Raw genomic sequence first — 21174 nt, 5'->3', positions numbered from 1 at the left:
GATTAGAAGTTGAAATCATTAGAAAATGAGTTAAAATATTTAAAACTACTATCAAAACAATATCCAAGCATATCAAAAGCAAGTACTGAAATAATAAACCTAGAAGCAATACTTAACTTGCCTAAAGGGACGGAACACTTTATAACGGATATACATGGAGAATATGAGCCTTTTGTTCATGTTTTAAAAAATGGTTCTGGGGTCATAAAAAGAAAGATAGAAGAGCTATTTTCAAATACTATGAGAGAAAATGAGAAAAAAGCATTAGCTACTTTAGTATACTATCCAGAACAAAAACTAGATTTGATAATAAAGAAAGAAGAAAATCTAGAAGATTTTTATAGAATAAATATATATAGATTAGTTGAACTTTGCAAATATGCATCTAGTAAATATACTAGATCAAAAGTAAGAAAATTATTACCAGAGGATTTCAAATATATAATAGAAGAATTACTTCATGAATCTATAGATATAAAGCATAAACAATGTTATTACCAAAGTATTGTAGATACAATAATAGAAACTGATAGAGCAAAAGAATTTATAATAGCTATATCTAAAGTTATACAAAAGCTAGTAGTAGATAGACTTCATATATTAGGAGATATATATGATAGAGGACCAAGACCAGATGTGGTAATAGACACTTTAATGGATTATCATTCAGTGGATATACAATGGGGAAATCATGATATACTTTGGATGGGTGCTGCAAGTGGAGAAAAAACTTGTATAGCAAATGCTCTTAGGATATCGGCTAGATACGCAAATCTAGATATAATAGAAGATATATACGGAATAAATTTACTTCCTCTTGCCACTTTTGCTATGGAAACTTATAAGGATGACCCTTGTCATTGTTTCATGCCAAAAATTAGTGATCAAAATGTATCTACAAAAGAAAAATCATTAATAGCTAAAATGCATAAGGCAATAAGTATTATACAGTTTAAGTTAGAGGGAGAAGTTATAAATAGAAGACCTGAGTTTGAAATGCAGCATAGACTTTTACTTAATAATATAAACTATGAAGAAAATACTATTAAATTAAAGGGTAAAGTATATAAGTTAAAGGATTCTAATTTCCCAACTATAAATAAAAATAACCCATATGAGCTAAGTAAAGAAGAAAATGAAGTTATAGAAAAGTTAGTATCATCTTTTAAAAATAGTGAAAAACTTCAAAAACATATTTCTTTCTTATTCTCAAAAGGAAGTATATACTTAACAGCAAACTCTAACTTACTTATACACGGATGTGTACCTTTAAATGAAGACAAGAGCTTTATGTCTATGAAAATACAAGGTAAAGAATATAAGGGTAAAGCTTTAATGGATAAGATGGAAGCTATATCTAGAGAAGGATATTTCTTTAAAGAAAATACAACTCAAAAGCAATATGGAATGGACATGATGTGGTATCTTTGGACAGGAAAGTGTTCATCATTATTTGGTAAAGATGACATGACTACTTTTGAAAGATATTTTATAGCGGAGAAAGAAAGTCACAAGGAAAATAAAAATCCATATTTCAAATTAAGAGAAGATGAAAAAATGTGTGAAAAGATATTTGAAGAATTTAACTTAGACCTAACAGATGGACATATTATAAATGGTCATGTTCCTGTAGAAAGTAAAAATGGTGAAAGTCCTATAAAGGCAAATGGAAAAATACTAGTTATAGATGGTGGTTTTTCAAGAGCATATCAAAATAAAACAGGACTTGCAGGTTATACTTTAATATATAATTCTCATAGTTTACAATTAGTTTCACACCAACCTTTTACATCAGCAGAAGATGCTATAAAAAAAGAAAGTGATATACTGTCAACTACAGAAGTAGTAGAACATAAAGCAAAACGAAAAACAGTAAGAGATACTGATGCAGGTAAAATATTAGAACAAGAAGTAAAAGATTTAAAGTTACTTTTATTAGCTTATAGAAAAGGGTTGATTAAAGAGAAATAAATGTTTTCCTAAAGTTCTTGACAGAATTAAATACCTATTATAAAATTATAATATAAATAAAACTTGAATAAAAATATACAAATATTTACTTATCAATATTTTGGATTGTTACTGATAAAGCAGGCAATACCTAAGTTGAGACTTTATTTTAGTGTCTTAATTTAGGTATTTTGTATTTATACATATATTTTGTTAAAAAATAATTAAGGTAAAAATATATACAAAAAACAACTAAAATTTAAACTAAGTTTATTTAATAATGATTGATCTAAAGAATAGAGGTGAGTATATATGCTAATTCAAAAAATATACAATAACAATGTAGTATTGGTTGTAGATGATGAAACTAATAAAGAACTAGTACTCACTGGATGTGGAATTGGATTTAAAAAAAAGGTTGGAGAAAAAGTAGACCAAGATAAAATTGAAAAGAAATTTGTTATGGAAGATGAAAACTTGGCTAAAAAGATAACTAGGATAGCTACTGAAGTGGATGAAGATATATTTAATGTAACTTCTAAGATAATAGAATATGCAAAACAAAATTTAAATGCAGAACTTGACGATTATATATATGTAGCACTAGCAGATCATATATCATTTGCAATTAAAAGGTATAATCAAAATATAGAAATTAAAAATGATTTACTTTATGAAATAAAAAGAATTCATAAAAAAGAATTCCAAATAGGAATGTGGGCAATAGATTATATAAACAAAGAATTTAATGTAAATTTCACAAAAGATGAAGCAGCATTTATAGCTATGCATATTATAAATGCAAATTATAAAGAAAGTACTAAAGAATCATTTTTAATGACTAAGATAGTAAAAGAAATACTAAATATTATAAGATATTATTATTCAGTAGAATTTAAAGAAGATGATTTTAACTATGATAGATTAGTAACTCATTTAAAATTCTTTGCAAAACGACTTATAAAAAAAGAACAAGTAGAAAATAATGACAATGAACTTTTAGAAATTATAAAAATCCAATATGAAAAACCATATAATTGTTCTTGTAAGATTAAAAAATATATAGAAAATAATCATGAGTATATAGTTACAGAAGATGAGCTTTTATATCTTACACTACATATAAATAGAGTAATATCAGCTATAAAGTAAAATATTATAAGGTTAAACCTTTAATAATATATATTAAATAGAAAGTATAAACAATAAGATTGTTACTGGTTGAGCAGGCAAGACTTAAGTTTATAAAAGTAATAATAAGTTAAATTTATGTAATAATTACAATCAATATATACATAATAATATTGATTGTAGTTGTAATAATTTATCTTTAAGTTATTTTTATAGATTTAAGTCTTTTTTATTTAATCAATGAAATTTAAAACTTTCTAAAATTAAAAATATAAAGGAGAGGTATTATGAAAAAGATATTTGGTGTCTTACAAAAAGTAGGGAAAGCTTTAATGCTACCAGTTGCATTACTTCCAGCAGCAGGTATATTACTAGGTGTAAGTAATGCATTAGCAAACCCTGCATTAGTTGAAAAAATGCCGTTTTTATCAACGGGAGCTTTTCCACTTATAATAAATATAATGGAAAGATCTGGAGGAATAATATTTGATAATCTACCTTTACTATTTGCCGTTGGGGTAGCAGTTGGTTTAACTGAAGGTGAAGGTGTCGCAGGATTAGCTGCAATAGTTGGTTTCTTAATAATGAATACATCTATGGGTATAATGACTGGTGTAACACCAGATATGATGGGTAACCCAATGTATACAACGACTGTTGGTATACCAACTCTTCAAACAGGAGTCTTTGGTGGTATTATAATTGGTATAATTGCAGCAGGACTTTATAAGAAATTCTACAAAATTGAATTACCTCAATACTTAGGGTTCTTTGCAGGTAAGAGATTTGTTCCAATAGTTACAGCAGCATCAGCTATATTAATAGGTATAGCCTTATCATTTATATGGCCACCTATACAAAATGCATTATTAAACTTCTCAAGAACAGTAATAGAAGCTAACATAACATTAGCAGCATTTGTATTTGGTATAATAGAAAGAGCATTAATACCTTTTGGATTACATCATGTGTTCTATAATCCTTTCTGGTATCAATTTGGTGAATACATAGATAAAGCTGGAAACTTAGTAATGGGTGACCAAAGTATATTCTTTGCTCAACTTAAAGATGGTGTAGCATTTACAGCAGGTACATTTATGACAGGTAAGTTCCCATTTATGATGTTTGGACTTCCAGCAGCTGCACTTGCTATGATACATACAGCTAAGCCAGAAAAGAGAAAGTATGTTGCAGGTATAATGGCATCAGCAGCACTAACATCTTTCTTAACAGGTATAACTGAACCATTAGAATTTGCATTTTTATTTGTTGCACCAGGATTATTTGCAGTACACTGCTTATTTGCTGGTTTATCATTTGCAGTAATGCAAATACTAAATATTAAAATAGGTATGACATTCTCAGGTGGATTATTTGACTTCTTACTATTTGGAGTACTACCAAATAGAACACCATGGTATTTAGTATTAGTAGTTGGAGCAGGATTTGCAGTAGTTTACTACTTCGGATTTAGATTCTTAATAACTAAATTTAACTTAAAGACTCCAGGTAGAGAAGATGAAAGTGAAGATAGCACAAATGCAACATTAAACAAAAGTGAATTAGCAGCAGGAATACTAGAAGCACTAGGAAACAAAGAAAACTTAAAAAGCTTAGATGCTTGTATAACAAGACTTAGAGTGGCTGTTGAAGATATAAACAAAGTAGACCAAGCAAGACTTAAAGAACTTGGAGCAGCAGGTGTTATGGTAGTTGGAAATAATGTACAAGCTATATTTGGACCAAAATCAGATACATTAAAATCAGAAATAAATGAAATAATATCAGGAAAAGTAAAAGTTAATGCACCTAAAAAAGGTGAAATCAAAAAGGCTGAAGTAAAAGAAGCTGAGCCTAAGGCTAAAGATGAAGTAGAACTAACTTCTACAGGTGAAGAAATAATATCTTTAGTAAATGGTGAACTAATGGATATATCACAAGTTCCAGATGAAGTATTCTCAACTAAATTAATGGGAGATGGATTTGCTATAAAATCTAATGATGGAGAAATATATTCTCCAGTAAATGGTACAGTAGGAGTTGTATTCCCAACTAAACATGCAGTGATAATAGAATCAGAAAATGGAAGAGAAGTACTTATACATTTAGGAATAGAAACCGTTAAATTAGAAGGTAAAGGCTTTGAAGTATTTGTTGAAGTTGGACAAAAAGTTAAAGCTGGAGATAAACTAGTAAAAATGGATTTAGATTATATTGAAAAAAATGCAACATCAACAATAAGTCCAGTAGTATTTACTAATTTAGGACCAGATGAAAAGATATCTATAAAAGAAGGTCCTATAAAAGCTAAGGAAAAAAATAGAGTAAATATAGTTAAATAGTTAATAAAAAAGCTAGTTATAAAATTTTATAACTGGCTTTTTATATTAAGATGATATCCTTAAATATTTAAATTAAATTTGAGAATATTAAGTTAAAAAATAAGCAAAATAACATTTAAAATAGGACTTAATATAGTATTTATTGTAAATAAGTTGAAGTAACTAGAATTTTGACATAATAATGTAAATCAAGTATAATTAATAAGATGAATTTAACTATTAATGAAATTCTTAAACGAGGTGGAAAGTGTGGATAATATAATAATACAACCAGTATTGGTTGGTGGCGATATAAATTGCTACTCAGTAGCAAGAGCATACCACGAAGCCTATGGAGTTAAGTCTATAGCTTTTGGTAGATATGCATTAGGAGCGACAAAAGATAGTAATATAATAGATTTTAGAATAGACGAAAGAATAACAGAAGAAAAAGAATTTATAGATGTTTTACTTAAAACTGCAGATGAACTAGCTGCACCTAATAAAAAGCTAATAATAATGGGATGTACTGATGAATATGCAGAATTAATAATAGATCATAGAGATATACTTAAAGAAAAGTACATAGTTCCATATATAGGTAAGGAATTAAAAGATAAGTTAATAGAAAAAGAATTATTCTATAAAATGTGTGAAGAAAAAGGATTAGATTATCCCAAGACTTTCATATATTCAAAAGGTGATGAAATAAAAGATTTTGGATTTAAGTATCCAGTGATAATAAAACCTTCTGATAGTGTATTATATTGGCAATTCCCATTTGAAGGAATGAAAAAAGCTTATATAGCACAAAATGAAACAGAGTTCAAGGAAATAACTAACTCAATATATGCTGGTAAGTACGATAAAAACTTAATAATACAAGACTTTATACCAGGTGATGATTCACATATGAGAGTTTTAACTTGCTATTCTGATCAACATGGTAAAGTTAAAATGATGTGTTTAGGACACGTATTATTAGAAGAACATACTCCAAAAGGTATAGGAAACCATGCTGCTATAATAACAGAATATGATAAAGACTTAATGGAAAAGTTTAAGGCGTTCCTAGAAGATATAAATTATACAGGATTCTCTAATTTTGATATAAAATTTGATAGCAGAGATAACACTTATAAAGTATTTGAAATAAACTTAAGACAAGGTAGAAGTAACTACTATGTAACTAGTTCAGGAAACAACATAGCTAGATATGTTGTAGAAGATAGAGTATATAACAAAGAATTAGACTTAAAAATACAAAAAGACCCATTCTTCTGGCATGTTATACCAAAGAATGTAGTTTATAAGTATGTTAAAGATCAAGCTTTAGTAAATAAAGCTAAATCATTAGTAGCACAAGGAAAAAGTGCAACTTCATTTGGATATGACAAAGATTTAAAAGGAAACTTTAAAAGAAGTCTATATATATTATTATATAACATAAACCAAATGAGAAAGTTCAAAAAATATTGTAAATAGATTGGTGAGATTATTATGAACAAAACAGTTGGAGTTATTGGTGGATTAGGACCTATGGCCACGGTATATTTCTTTGACATGGTAGTTAGATTAACAGATGCAAAGTCTGATCAAGACCATGTTGATATGATAATAACTAACCGAGCTACTACTCCTGATAGAACCGCGTATATAATAGGAGAAAGTGAAAATTCTCCAGTAGATGTTCTTATAAAAGACAGTAAAAGGTTAGAGGCATGTGGCTCAGATTTTATAGTAATAACTTGTAATACAGCACATTATTTCTATAAAGAAATTTCAGAAAGTGTAAATATACCTGTTGTAAATATAATAGAAGAGACTGTAAAACATGCTAAAGAAAATGGACATAAAAAATTAGGTATACTAGCTACAACTGGAAATATAAAAACTAGGTTATATCAAAACATGTGTGAAAAATATGAAATAGATTATTTAACACTAGATGAAGATAGACAAAGTGATGTAATGAATATAATCTACAATGATATAAAAAGTGGAAAGCCTGCAGATATGAATAAATTCAATGCTATTATTGATTATCTAAAATCAAATGATTGTGACGGAGTTATACTAGGATGTACAGAGCTTTCAATACTTAAAAATGACAACAAATTAGATGGTGATTTTTATATAGATTCACTAGAAGTTTTAGCTAGAAAGTCTATAGAAAATAGTGGAAAAAAAGTTAAGGAAGCTTAAAATAAGCTTTATATATAATTTAAAGACTAAAAACAAAGAAAGCAGAGTGGTATATACTACTCTGCTTTTATAAAGATTATAAAAATTAATATCTTAAATTATTAAAGTCTTATAAAAGGTATAAAATTATACAAAAAGTTATATATACAACAATAATTTTTTTATCAAAAAACTCAATATTGTGCTATACTTACATAGATAAGAAGACTTATTAGGAGGGCTAAAGATGAAATTATTAGAAGTTATGAATGGGGTAGAATTTACCTCTCAAAAGCCTTGGAATGAAATAGAAAATACAGAAATAAAAGATATAGCATACAACTCTTCTAAATGTGAAGATGGATATATATTTGTAGCCATAAAGGGTGAAACTGTAGATGGTCATAAATATGCTAAAGATGCATATAAAAGAGGGGCTAGAGTATTTATACTACAAGATGATGTAGATTTAGAAGATGATGCTATAAAGTTATTTGTAAAAGATAGTAGAATAGCACTATCAAAGATATCATCAAATTACTTTGGTAATCCATCAAGAGAATTAAAAGTAATAGGTGTAACAGGAACTAAAGGAAAGACAACTATAACAAACTATATAAGTGAAGTATTAAATCAAGCTGGAATAAACACAGGTGTAATAGGAACTAATGGAACTTTTTACAATGGTAAGAGTGAAAAAACAGTTAATACTACTCCAGAAAGCTATGAGCTACACAGAATATTTAGAACTATGCTAGATGAAGGTGTTAAATGTGTATCTATGGAGGTATCTTCTGGTGGGATAATGATGAATAGAGTTGAAGATGTAAGTTTTGATATAGGAATATTCTCAAACTTATCTCCAGATCACATAGGGCCAAAAGAACATCCAACATTTGAACATTACTTAGAGTGTAAGGCTAAATTATTTACATTATGTGACCATGGAATAATAAATATAGATGATAAATATGCTAAAGACATAATAAAACATGCAACTTGTCATATAGAAACTTTTGGTATAGAAAAAGATGCAGATTTAAAAGCTAAAAATATAAAGTATTCTAGAGAGTTAGATTCATTAGGGACAAGCTTTGATGTAGAAACTAAAGATGATATATTTAATGCATATATATGTTCACCAGGTACTTTTAGTATATACAATGCACTAGCAGTTATATCAGTTTGTAGATATTTAAATATAGATCAAAGATTAATGCTAGATGCCCTTAAAAATGCTAAAGTAAAAGGTAGAGTTGAAGTACTACCAGTACTTGACTATGCAACAGTAATAATAGATTATGCTCACAATGGAGTTAGTTTAGAAAATATACTTCAAACTCTTAAAAAATATGATCACAATAGATTAATATGTTTATTTGGATCAGTTGGAGGAAGAACTAAGTTAAGAAGAAAAGAACTTGGAGATGTTGCAGCTAGAGAGTGTGACTTATGTATATTAACAGGAGATAACCCAGATTTTGAAGATCCAATGGATGTAATAAATGATATAGCTAAGTCATTTGAAGGTTCAAAATGTGAGTATATAAAAGTGCCAGATAGAGAAGAAGCCATAATAAAAGCTATAGAGATAGCTAAAGAAGGAGATATGATAGTCTTTGCAGGTAAAGGACATGAAGAATATCAACTTATAAAAGGTGAAAGAGTACCTTTTAGTGAAACGGAAATAGCTAAAAAAGCAGCATCAAAGGTAATGGAAAGTAGAAAAATTATGGCAGAATCCTTATAATTAAATATACTAAGAAGGGAAGTTTAATACTTCTCTTTTTAGTGTCTATACTAATATTAAAAAAATTTGGAGAAATTTCATGAATGAAGGGAAAATATTTTTATCATTACTAGAAAAATCAAGCTTAATAATAGTTTTATTTATAATGATAACTAAGATAAAGGGATTTAAGTACATATTTCAAAAAGAAAAATATAAAGCTAAAGATTTAATGATAATATCTATTATATTTAGTTTATTAGCAATACTTGGCACTTATAATGGAATAAGTGTGCAAGGTTCTCTTGCCAATACTCGAATAATAGCTATAGTATCTGGAGGTGTATTATTTGGACCTTTAGTTGGTATAGTATCGGGTGTAATATCAGGAATTCACAGATATATAATAGATATACATGGCATAACCTCTTTTCCATGTTTTATATCTAGTATATTTGCAGGAATTATATCGGGATATTTTTATAAAAGAATAGATGATAAATTTAGATGGATATATGGTATTTTATGTGGTGTAATATCAGAAAGTTTTACTATGTTATTAATATATTTGATTTCAAAGCCACATGATGTAGCAGTAAATATTATACATAAAATATATATACCAATGATAGTAGGTCAAATTGGTATAGGTTTTTTAGTATCTATTGTACAAGCTATAAAAAAAGAAAAGGATGAAGTAGCGGCATTTCAATCAAAGTTAGCACTAGATATAGCAAATAAGACACTACCTTACTTTAGGTCTATAAATAAAGATTCTTTAAGAATCATATGTCAAATAATAAAAGATGAAATTAATTCAGATTCAGTTGCTATAACAGATAGAGAAAAAGTATTAGCTTATGTAGGAATAGGAGAAGAAATATTTAATAGATCTACAAATCTTAGTGATATAACCAAAGAATCTATGGAAAAAAATAAAATATTAAATATAAAAGTAGAAAATGAAGGATATTCTGTAAGTGAGAAAATAGATTTAAAAACAGTCATGATAATACCTTTAACTGAATCTAATAAAGTTATAGGCAGTCTAAAGATATACTATACAGAGCAATATGACATGAGTCATTCTAAAAAAGCATTAGCTATAGGGCTATCTCAAATGATATCTACACTAATGGAAGTATCAAAGATTGAAAAAATGAAAGAAGCTAAAAATAAGGCAGAAATAAAAGCTTTACAAACTCAAATAAATCCTCACTTTTTATTTAATGCGCTAAATACCATAACGTCATTTATAAGAATTAATCCAGATAAAGCAAGAAAGCTTATTATAAATCTTTCTACTTATATGAGATATAATCTAGAAGTTACAGATAATCTTATAGATATAAACAAAGAATTAGAGCAAGTAAAAGCTTACGTAGAAATAGAAAAAGCACGATTTGGAGATAAATTAAAAGTTATTTATGATATAGATGATAATATAAAAGTGAAGATACCAAGCCTTATAATACAACCTCTAGTAGAAAATGCAATTATACATGGAATAAGAAAAAATGGAGGGCACGGTGTAGTTGTAATAGGAGTTAAGAAGAAAAAAGAAAAAGTTAACATATGGGTAGAAAATGACGGATTAACTATAGATCAAGAGATAATTAATAGAGTTTATAATAATAATATGCCAGAAAATAAGATAGGCCTTTATAATGTTCATCTAAGACTTAAATTAATATATGGACATGGTTTAGATATAAAGAGGTTAAACCCAGGAACTAAGATAGAATTTAAAGTATAGAAAGGGGATGCTAGATGAAAGCTATAATAGTTGAAGATGAGTTTCCAGCAAGAGAAGAACTAAAATATTTTATAAATAATTTTAGTAATATAGAAGTCATAAATGAGTTTGATAATGGAGTAGATGTACTGAAATTTATACAAGAAAATAGTGTAGATGTAATATTTTTAGATATAAATATACCTATGCTAGATGGTATGCTACTTGCAAAAACAGTAAGACAATTTAAAAAAAGTCCCAAAATAGTTTTTATAACAGCTTACAAGGAACATGCAGTAGATGCTTTTGAATTAGAGGCTTTTGATTATATATTAAAGCCATACTCAGATGATAGAATTGTATCTATGTTAAAAAAGCTTGAAAAGAGTGATATAGCAGATGAAAGTATTGATGTGTCTAAAAAAATAAAAAATGAAAACAAGAAAAATCTATCTAGTGTTAGCTTATGGAAAAATGATAAGTTAATAGTCGTTAATATAGAAGATATATATTATTGTGAGGCAAGAGAAAGAGAAACTATAGTATTTACAAAAGATAATGAATACATAGTAAAGGGATGTATAAAAGAGTTTGAAAAAAATCTAGGAAAAGAATTATTCTTTAAGACGCATAGATCTTTTATTGTAAGTGTATCTAAGATAAAAGAAATAATACCATGGTTTAATAGTACATATAAGTTAAAACTAAAAGATATAGATACAGAGATACCTGTGAGCAGAAGTAATATAAAAGAATTTAGAAAAATTATGCATATATAATTGTATTTTATGCTATTATTTATGCATTTCATGTAAAAATATATCTTTAAAAGTTAAAAAAACGTTATTATATCCTTGGAATAATTAATACAAGAACTTAAAAAATAAAGTTTTAAAAAGGAGAAAAGGTATGATAACATTTTTAGTATGCTTAGCAATACTTATCGTTGGATACTTCACTTACGGAACTTATGTAGACAAAATGGTTAAGTTAAGTGATAATAATCAAACTCCAGCAGTAAGATTACAAGATGGAATAGACTATATTCCAATGCCTTGGTACAAGGTATTTTTAATACAATTTTTAAATATAGCAGGAACAGGTCCTATATTTGGTGCTATAATGGGGGCATTATTTGGTCCAGTAGCATTTTTATGGATAACGTTTGGTACTATATTTGCAGGAGGAGTTCACGATTTCTTCTCAGGGGTTATATCAATGAAGCATGATGGTATGTCAGTTTCTGAAATAGTTGGTATATACTTAGGTGGAAAGATGAAAACGGTAATGAGAGTATTCTCAGTAATACTTCTTATATTAGTTGGTACAGTTTTCGTTACATCACCAGCAGGTCTTTTAAAATCTATGACAGGTATAGATCAAATAGTATGGATAGTATTAATAATAATATACTATATAGCTGCAACTGTTTTACCAGTTGATAAGGTTATAGGTAAGGTATATCCATTATTTGGAGCAGCTTTATTATTCATGGCTATAGGATTAGCAGGAGCTATGATAGTAGGTAATATAAATGGAACTATGGTAATGCCAGAGTTAACTTTACAAAATATGCATCCAGAGGGATTATCTTTATTCCCATTCTTATTTGTAACAATAGCTTGTGGTGCAATATCAGGATTCCATGCAACTCAGTCACCTATGATGGCTAGATGTATAAACAACGAAAGAGAAAGTAAAAAAGTATTCTATGGAGCAATGGTTGTTGAAGGTATAGTTGCATTAGTATGGTGTGCAGTTTCAATAGCATTCTTTGGAGATAGTTTATCATTACAAGCAGCATTAGCTGAATTTGGTGGACAATCAGGAGTTGTTGGGTTAATATCTAAGTCATTATTAGGTCACGTAGGTGCAATACTTGCAGTACTTGGGGTTGTTGCTTGTCCTATAACAAGTGGAGATACAGCATTTAGAAGTGCAAGACTTACAATAGCTGACTCATTTAATATAAAGCAAGATACATTCATGAGTAGATTTAAGATAGCTATACCATTATTCATAGTATGTATATTCTTAACTACAATAGACTTTAACATAATATGGAGATATTTTGCTTGGTCTAACCAAACATTAGCTACAATATTCTTATGGACAGCTACAGTGTATCTAATAAAGAATAAATCTAATTATTGGATAACTTTAGTGCCAGCAACATTTATGACATCAGTATGTACATCATATATACTACAAGCTCCAGAAGGATTTAGATTAAATGCTACATTATCAAATGGAGTAGGAGTAGTTGTTGCATTAGTATTATTTGGATTATTCTTAGTAAATAGACAAAAATTTGCTAATATGGATATAAAGAAAAATGCTTAGTTAAATATAAAAAAGAGTTACCTTAATTGGTAACTCTATTTTTATATTTTAATTTATGGATTATACTAACTTACTAAGTAAATATATTTCATTAGTAAGTAAAAAAGTATCTATAAATATAAAAATTTATAGATACTTAAAATTGTTTATTATACGTTAAATCTAAATAATATAACATCTCCATCTTTAACTACGTAATCTTTACCTTCAAGTCTAACTAATCCTTTTTCTTTAGCAGCAGTCATAGTACCAACTTGAGCTAAATCTTCAAATGCTATAGTTTCTGCACGTATAAATCCTCTTTCTATATCAGAGTGTATCTTTCCACCAGCTTGAGGTGCCTTAGTACCAACTTTTATAGTCCAAGCTCTAACTTCTTGAGGACCAGCTGTTAAGTAAGAAACAAGTCCAAGTAAAGCATAAGAAGATTTTATTAATTTATCTAGACCAGATTGTTCTAAACCTAAAGTTTCTAAGAATTCTTTCTTTTCTTCATCAGTATCAAGTTCAGATATTTCTGCTTCTATTTGAGCACAAACAACAACAACCTCAGCATTTTCAGTAGCAGCAAACTCTCTAACCTTATTTACGTATGGATTATTTGCAGCTTCATCAGCTAAATCATCTTCACTTACGTTTGTAGCGTATATTACTGGCTTTGAAGTAAGTAAGTTTAATGAGTTAACAAAAGTTTGCTCATCTTCAGTAAAGTCCATAGTTCTAACACACTTACCATCTTCTAAAGTAGCTTTTATAGCATTTAAAAATTCTAATTCAGATGCTAAAGACTTATCTGCTTTAGCAGCTTTTTGAGTTTTTTGTATTCTTCTATCTAATATCTCTATATCAGAGAATATTAATTCTAAGTTTATAGTTTCTATATCTCTAAGTGGATCAACGCTTCCATCAACGTGAACAACGTTAGGATCCTCAAAACATCTAACAACGTGAACTATAGCGTCAACTTCTCTTATATGAGATAAAAATTTATTTCCAAGTCCTTCACCTTTAGAAGCTCCTCTAACAAGACCTGCTATATCGCAAAATTCTATTGCAGTAGGAACTATCTTTTTAGAATCATATAACTCCTTTAATTTATCTAATCTTTCATCTGGAACAGCCACAACGCCAACATTTGGCTCTATTGTACAGAAAGGGTAGTTTGCAGATTCTGCACCTGCTTGAGTTATTGCGTTAAATAGTGTACTTTTACCAACGTTTGGTAAACCAACTATACCTAATTTCATATTCATCGTCCTCTCTTTTATGATAATTTAAACAACCTACATGTTGTAAATATCAGCTTATTGAATTTATTATACTATTTTAACAAAGTCATATTATGGGTTATTAAGTTAGACTTTGTTATTTTAGACATACATATTAATTATACATCATATATATAACAGATGTAAACTAGGCATGTACATCAAAAACCACTTTTGGAGTTGATAGTATGTTAATTTTGATTACTTTATTTATAACCATAGGATTAAGTTTAATACTAAAAGGCTATATGGAAAATATATTTATAATTATAAGTGCCATAATATTTTATAGACAGATAATAATATATAAAGAATATAAAAATCTACCTTATGCTTTTCTAATTTCCTTTATAGTATTAAACTCATTTATATTTTTTATTAAAGAAAGTGTAAACATAAAAGAAGTACAACCTATAGGTGAAAAAGAAGAAACTTTAGTGTTATTAGTATCTGAGGGTGAAGATAGAAATTATAATATAAGAGAAAGAATTACTCAAATATATTATGAAAATGGATATAAATCATTTATAACGGGTATAAGTGATTTATATAAATATAAATCTTATTACACAAACTTAGGAGATAGTGATTTTAAAAGGAAAACAAAAGAAATAGAAGAAAAGTTAAAACTTTATTTAGGAGAAGGGTATGAGGTAGTAAACACGTATATGTACTCAAAACCATATTTTGAAAAAAGTATAGAAGATATAGTAGAAAGTAGATATAAAAAAATAATAATATGTCCTTTGTTTATGACAGAGGGAAAAGACTATGAAATATTTAAAGAAAGATATGAAAAATTAACACTAGTTCATCATGATTTATTTAATGTAGAAATACTAGAGCCACTTTATAAATCGAATAATTTAGCTATGGTTTATAAAAATGAAGTAATAAGAAAAATAAATGAAATAGATGATGATGCAGGAGTCTTACTAATAGGATTTGAGGATAAAAATGACTTAGAACAAGACATATTATTTAGAGAAAAAATAAAAACATACATAGAATATGAAGATAAAGATGATAGAATTCAAATAAAAATGCCTCTTTTAGAAAATAATAAAGACGATATAATAAAAGATGGGGAAGAATTGTTAGAATATGGAATAAACACATTGTATGTTGTTTTTCCTACATGCACAATAGATAGTATATATACAAGGTATTTAGTAGATAGTATACTTAAAAATCTCGATATGGGAAATACTAAATTTTACTATATAGACCCTGAAAAAAAGATAGATTCTATAGTTGATGAACTTTTTACAAGAATATCATTAATGAATACGTAGGAGGATAAGATGGAAAAAGACGTAAAAAAAATAAGTTTAGGTCAAAATATTAATTTAACACTAATACCTGCAAGTAAGTTTAAGTCTAATTTAGTTAGTATATACATACAAAGACTATTAGACAGAGAAGAAGTAACAAAAAATGCATTATTACCTACTATAATAATTAGTGGATGCGAAAAATATCAAAGTTCAAGAGAAATATCACATAAGTTAGATGATTTATATGGTTCATCTGTTATGGGAGATGTATCTAAAAGAGGAGAACGTCAAGTAATAAGTTTTAAAATAATAAGTACTAATCAAAAATATTTAGACGAAAAGATATTTAAAGATGTAATTGAGTTTTTTAATGAAATAGTAAATAAACCTTTAGTAATAGATAATGGATTTAAGAAAGAGTACGTAGATATAGAAAAAAGAAATCTAAAAGATAGAATACAAGCAAAAATCAATGACAAAGGTAGATATGCACTTGAAAGATGTTTTGAGGAAATGTGTAAAGATGAAAGATATAGTATAAGTGAATATGGATACGAAGAAGACCTAGAAAAAATAAATGAAAAAGACTTATACGAACACTACAAGAAAATAATAAAAACATCTCCAATAGACATAGTTGTAGAAGGAGATTTTGATGAAAAAGAAGTAAAAGAAATAATAACTAAAAACTTTACCTTTGAAAGAGGTGAAATAATAGATATACCAAGAACTACTTATGAAAAGAAAGTAGAAAAAGTAAAAACTATTGAAGAAAAAATGGATATAACTCAAGGTAAATTAGTAATAGGATATAGAGCAAATATAGACTATAGTGATGAAAATAAATACTATCCACTAATAGTTGGTTCTAATGTATTAGGTGGTGGACCACATTCTAAGATGTTTGTAAACATAAGAGAGAAAGAAAGTTTATGTTACTATATATATTCATCAGTTGAAAAATATAAATCTATATTATTTGTATCTTCTGGAATAGAATCTCAAAACTATGAAAAAACAGTAGAATTAGTAGGTAAGCAATTAGATAGTGTTAAAAAAGGAGAAATATCTAAAGAGGAAATAGAAAACAGTAAAAGTGCTTTAATAAACTCTATGAAATCATTAGGAGATAGCATAGGAGGAATGTCTGATTTTTATTTTGCACAGGGAATGAGTAAAACAAATTCTACAGTAGAAGAAATAATAAACAAAGTAGCAAGCGTAGAAATTGAAGATATAGTTAAAGCATTTGAAAATATAGAACTTGATACTATATATTTCTTAAGAAATTAGTGAGGTGATAGATATGGATAAAATAGTTAATGATATACTAAATGAAGAAATGTACTATGAAAAGTTAGAAAATGGACTTGATGTTTACTTTATGCCTAAAAAAGGATTTACTAAAAAATATGCAGTATTAGCTACAAACTATGGTTCTAATGAACTAGAATTTGTACCTATTGGAGAAAAGGAAAAAATAAGAGTAAATGAAGGAATAGCACATTTTTTAGAACACAAAATGTTTGAACAACCAGATGGCGGAAATGCTTTTGATAAATTTTCTAAATGGGGAGCAAGTGCAAATGCATTTACTAACTTTACTATGACAGCATATTTATTCTCATGTACTGAAAATTTCTATGATAGCTTAGAACATTTAATAGATTATGTACAAACTCCTTATTTTACAGATGAAAATGTTGAAAAAGAAAAGGGAATAATAGAACAAGAAATAAAAATGTATAATGACGATCCAGATTGGAATGTATACTTTAACTGCCTTAAAGCATTATATGTTAATTATCCAGTAAGAGTAGACATTGCAGGTACAGTTGATAGTATATATAAAATAACAAAAGAAGAATTATATAAATGTTACAATACTTTTTATAACCCAGGAAATATGGCGCTATTTGTTGTTGGTGACTTAGAGGTAGATAAGGTTATGGATGTTGTTAAAAAATCTAATAATTATGATGTAGATAAGTTATCTAATAAAATAGAAAGATTTTATCCAAATGAACCTAAAGAAGTAAATGAAAAGGAAGTAGTTGCAAAATTCCCTATATCTATGCCAATGTTTAATATAGCATTTAAGGATGATAATGTAGGTATAAAAGGAAATGAACTACTTAAAAAAGAAATAGCTACTGAAATATTAATAGATATAATATTTAAAAAAGGTAGTAGGTTATATGAAGATTTATATATGAGCGGATTAATAAATGAAAACTTTGGAGCAGGATTCTCATCTCAAATAGACTATGCATTTACAATAATAGGTGGAGATTCAAACAATCCAAGAGAAGTAAAAAATAAAATATTAGAGTATGTAGAAAAATACAAAAAAGAAGGCTTAGATAAAAAAGAGTTTGAAAGAATAAAGAAAAAGAAAATAGGAAACTTCTTAAAATACTTCGACTCTGTAAACTTTATAGCTAACAATTTTATAGCATATAAGTTCAAAGAAATAAACTTATTAGATTATTTAGATGTATTAAAATCAATAGAATTTAAAGAAGTAGAGGATAGATTACACTCTCATTTAAAAGAGGAATATTGTGTAATATCTATAGTAGAGCCATCAGCAAAATAAATACTAGTTTATATTGACATAAATAAGGCAGGTTATATTAATAATATAATCTGCTTTTATTTTGTTATTTTAATTTCATTTTAGAAATTCATGTATAAGAATATTCAAATTAAACTTGCATGAGGATAAAATTAACTAAATATTAAATATAATACTATTAACATTGAATAATTAACATATATAAGATATATTAATAGTATTAAAATATTATAGAGAAATTCATAATTAATTCAAGTTTTATATTTACAATTAAATAAAAACAAATTCAAGAGGTGAAAAATATGGACAGAGTAGCATTTAACATATTTGGGATAGATGTTATGTGGTATGGAGTACTAATGGCTACAGGAATGATTTTAGGAACTATAATAGCTTTAAGGGAATCAAAAAGAGTTGGAATTAAAGAAGATGATGTACTAGATTTAGCTATAGTTGCTATACCAACAGGTTTATTATGTGCAAGGCTGTATTATGTAATATTTAATTGGGAATATTATTCTCAATATCCTTCTCAAATACTAAACTTTAGAGGTGGAGGAATGGCTATACACGGAGCTTTAATAGGAGGAGTGTTAGCTGGATACATATTTACAAAAATAAGAAAAATAAATTTCTTAAAAATGGCAGATACAGTTATAATAGGTATGCCTTTAGCTCAATCTATAGGTAGATGGGGCAACTTTATAAATGGAGAAGCTCATGGAGGACCAACAACTCTACCTTGGGGCATAATGGTAGATGGTGTAAAGGTTCATCCAACGTTTTTATATGAATCTATTTGGGATTTAGGAATATTTATATTCCTATGGTTATTTAGAAAGAAAAAGAAGTATGAAGGACAAATAATAGTATATTATATTATACTATACTCAACAGGAAGATTCTTTATAGAAGGTCTTAGAACGGACAGTTTAATGTTAGGACCTATAAGAATGGCACAAGCTATTAGTTTGATAGGAGTTATAGGTGGAATTATTTGTCATATATACTTATCAAAAAAAGCAAAGAAAGAAAATACAGAAGAATAAAGTTAGGTTAAGGAGAATATCAAAATGGAATTTCATCACGTATCAGTACTCTTAAATGAGTGTATAGACAATTTAGATATAAAACCAGATGGAGTGTATGTAGACTGTACAATGGGTGGTGCTGGACACTCAAAAGAAATAGTAAAAAGATTATCAGATAAAGGATTATTTATAGGATTTGACCAAGATAAAAATGCTATAGCTACAGCAAAGGAAAGATTAAGTGAATATAGTGATAGAGTAAGATTTGTTCACAGTAACTTTGAAAATCTAAAAGAAGAATTAGAAAAAATTGGTGTAAATAAAATAGATGGAGTTTTAGCTGATTTAGGAGTATCATCTCATCAATTAGATGAGGCTGATAGAGGATTTTCATATATGCAGGACGCGCCACTTGATATGAGAATGGACGTAAGATGTGATTTTTCTGCATATGATGTGGTAAATACATATAGTGAAGATGAATTACACAAAATAATAAAAGAATACGGAGAGGAAAACTGGTCAAAACGTATTGCTAAGTTTATAGTAGAAGAAAGAAAAGAAAAACCTATAGAAACAACAGGTGAACTTGTAGAAGTAATAAAAAAGGCAATACCTAAAAAAGCTAGAATAGATGGACCCCACCCAGCTAAAAGAACTTTCCAAGCTATAAGAATAGAAGTAAATAATGAATTAGGTGTAATAACTAAAATGATAGATGATGCAGTATCTATAATGAATAAAGGTGGAAGAGTTTGTATAATAACATTCCATTCATTAGAAGATAGAATAGTAAAAAATGAATTTAGGGATTTAGCATTAGATTGTGTATGTCCATCTCATATACCAATGTGTCAATGTGACAAAGAATCACTTGTAAAGGTAATAACAAGAAAGCCAATATTACCAACTGACGAAGAAATAGAAGTTAACCCAAGAAGTAGAAGTGCAAAACTAAGAGTGTGTGAAAGAATATAATAAAAAAGAGTGTGTTGTGATTTTATAATCACAACACACTCTTTTTATTTTCATAAAGGAAAAGTTCATTAAATAGATTATGTAAATTGATGTAATAAGAAAAAATTATTTTGTTATATATAATTATTTCCTAGTTTTTTTGTTTGTTATTGTATTTATTTTACGATGAAAGTTTAAAGGAAGGCAATGTATAACCTTGAAATATATAAATACTTTACAAATTTAAATTTAGCAATAAGCTTATATAAAATAAATCAAAAGATAGAGTGAAGGTGGATTAATGGAAAAAAATAATAAAATCAAGGATATAAACGAATATAAAAAGAGAAAAAAGAATAAACATAAAATTATAAGAGTAAAAAAAATAAAAAAAATGATTTTTATTCTATCATTATCAGTAGGAGTTTTTATGACGGTAATAATAAATATATGTGGATATTCAGTAATCGGAGAACTTAAATATAGCATAGGCAATCTCAAAAAAGAATTGAGAAAAGAAGAAATAAGGCTAGAGGAAGCAAAAGCTAAGGCAGATACTAAAACATCAATACATGAAATAGAAAAAAGGGCTAGAGAAGAACTTAATATGGATTATCCTACAAAGGATCAAATAAGATACATACAGATTAAGTAGTAAGGGGGAAAATAA

16 protein-coding genes are annotated in these 21174 nt (G+C 27.5%); 15 read left to right on the top strand and 1 reads right to left on the bottom strand.

The features are described from left to right. Window positions 1–9 precede the first annotated feature (9 nt). The 9 genes from I4U89_RS08230 to I4U89_RS08190 all read left to right on the top strand — a co-directional run bounded on the left by I4U89_RS08230 (window position 10) and on the right by I4U89_RS08190 (window position 13393). Complete coding sequence (locus tag I4U89_RS08230) at window positions 10–1971, top strand: fructose-1,6-bisphosphatase (RefSeq protein ID WP_195939895.1); 1962 nt, start codon at window positions 10–12, stop codon at window positions 1969–1971. A gap of 291 nt (window positions 1972–2262) precedes the next feature. Next, on the top strand, window positions 2263–3102 hold the full coding sequence (gene licT, locus I4U89_RS08225; RefSeq protein WP_195939894.1) for a BglG family transcription antiterminator LicT: 840 nt from the start codon (window positions 2263–2265) through the stop codon (window positions 3100–3102). A 266-nt stretch (window positions 3103–3368) separates the two neighbouring features. Continuing rightward, entirely contained in the window at window positions 3369–5423 is a 2055-nt protein-coding gene (gene ptsG / locus I4U89_RS08220; protein WP_207744148.1) for a glucose-specific PTS transporter subunit IIBC, read from the top strand. 249 nt (window positions 5424–5672) lie between these two features. Next, on the top strand, window positions 5673–6887 hold the full coding sequence (locus tag I4U89_RS08215; RefSeq protein WP_092924108.1) for a carboxylate--amine ligase: 1215 nt from the start codon (window positions 5673–5675) through the stop codon (window positions 6885–6887). Window positions 6888–6902: 15 nt separating this feature from the next. Further along, a complete protein-coding gene (locus I4U89_RS08210; RefSeq protein ID WP_195939893.1) occupies window positions 6903–7607 on the top strand; it encodes an aspartate/glutamate racemase family protein in 705 nt (234 codons plus the stop codon). A gap of 226 nt (window positions 7608–7833) precedes the next feature. After that, entirely contained in the window at window positions 7834–9336 is a 1503-nt protein-coding gene (locus I4U89_RS08205; protein WP_195939892.1) for a UDP-N-acetylmuramoyl-L-alanyl-D-glutamate--2,6-diaminopimelate ligase, read from the top strand. A gap of 79 nt (window positions 9337–9415) precedes the next feature. Next, entirely contained in the window at window positions 9416–11071 is a 1656-nt protein-coding gene (locus I4U89_RS08200) for a LytS/YhcK type 5TM receptor domain-containing protein (protein ID WP_195939891.1), read from the top strand. Between the two features lie 14 nt (window positions 11072–11085). Next, on the top strand, window positions 11086–11829 hold the full coding sequence (locus I4U89_RS08195) for a LytR/AlgR family response regulator transcription factor (RefSeq protein WP_195939890.1): 744 nt from the start codon (window positions 11086–11088) through the stop codon (window positions 11827–11829). A 130-nt stretch (window positions 11830–11959) separates the two neighbouring features. Next, window positions 11960–13393: a carbon starvation CstA family protein gene (locus tag I4U89_RS08190; protein WP_195939889.1), complete on the top strand. Its 1434-nt coding sequence runs from the start codon at window positions 11960–11962 to the stop codon at window positions 13391–13393. Window positions 13394–13542: 149 nt separating this feature from the next. On the opposite strand, the gene ychF is transcribed toward I4U89_RS08190, so the two are convergent. Next, on the bottom strand, window positions 13543–14640 hold the full coding sequence (gene ychF / locus I4U89_RS08185; protein ID WP_195939888.1) for a redox-regulated ATPase YchF: 1098 nt from the start codon (window positions 14638–14640) through the stop codon (window positions 13543–13545). Between the two features lie 209 nt (window positions 14641–14849). Between ychF and I4U89_RS08180 the strand changes: the two genes are divergently transcribed. From I4U89_RS08180 to I4U89_RS08155, 6 genes are all read left to right on the top strand, one after another. Continuing rightward, entirely contained in the window at window positions 14850–15956 is a 1107-nt protein-coding gene (locus I4U89_RS08180; protein ID WP_195939887.1) for a hypothetical protein, read from the top strand. 9 nt (window positions 15957–15965) lie between these two features. Further along, the gene (yfmF, locus tag I4U89_RS08175; protein ID WP_195939886.1) at window positions 15966–17231 is read left to right on the top strand and encodes an EF-P 5-aminopentanol modification-associated protein YfmF; all 1266 of its coding nucleotides are present in this window, start codon (window positions 15966–15968) and stop codon (window positions 17229–17231) included. A 13-nt stretch (window positions 17232–17244) separates the two neighbouring features. Beyond that, on the top strand, window positions 17245–18537 hold the full coding sequence (gene yfmH, locus I4U89_RS08170; protein ID WP_195939885.1) for an EF-P 5-aminopentanol modification-associated protein YfmH: 1293 nt from the start codon (window positions 17245–17247) through the stop codon (window positions 18535–18537). Window positions 18538–18800: 263 nt separating this feature from the next. Further along, window positions 18801–19565 carry a prolipoprotein diacylglyceryl transferase gene (gene lgt / locus I4U89_RS08165; RefSeq protein WP_334298965.1) on the top strand — a complete coding sequence of 255 codons (765 nt, stop codon included), beginning with the start codon at window positions 18801–18803 and terminating at the stop codon, window positions 19563–19565. A gap of 24 nt (window positions 19566–19589) precedes the next feature. Continuing rightward, window positions 19590–20525, top strand: coding sequence for a 16S rRNA (cytosine(1402)-N(4))-methyltransferase RsmH (rsmH, locus tag I4U89_RS08160; protein ID WP_195939883.1), 936 nt, complete (start codon window positions 19590–19592; stop codon window positions 20523–20525). Between the two features lie 280 nt (window positions 20526–20805). Continuing rightward, complete coding sequence (locus tag I4U89_RS08155) at window positions 20806–21159, top strand: hypothetical protein (protein WP_195939882.1); 354 nt, start codon at window positions 20806–20808, stop codon at window positions 21157–21159. Window positions 21160–21174: the final 15 nt, after the last annotated feature.

The sequence above is a fragment of the Romboutsia sp. 1001713B170131_170501_G6 genome (genome assembly GCF_015668195.1).
Lineage (GTDB): Bacteria > Bacillota > Clostridia > Peptostreptococcales > Peptostreptococcaceae > Romboutsia_C.
Note: the sequence above shows the minus strand (reverse complement) of the source record. Positions and strands in the feature narration are given on the sequence as shown.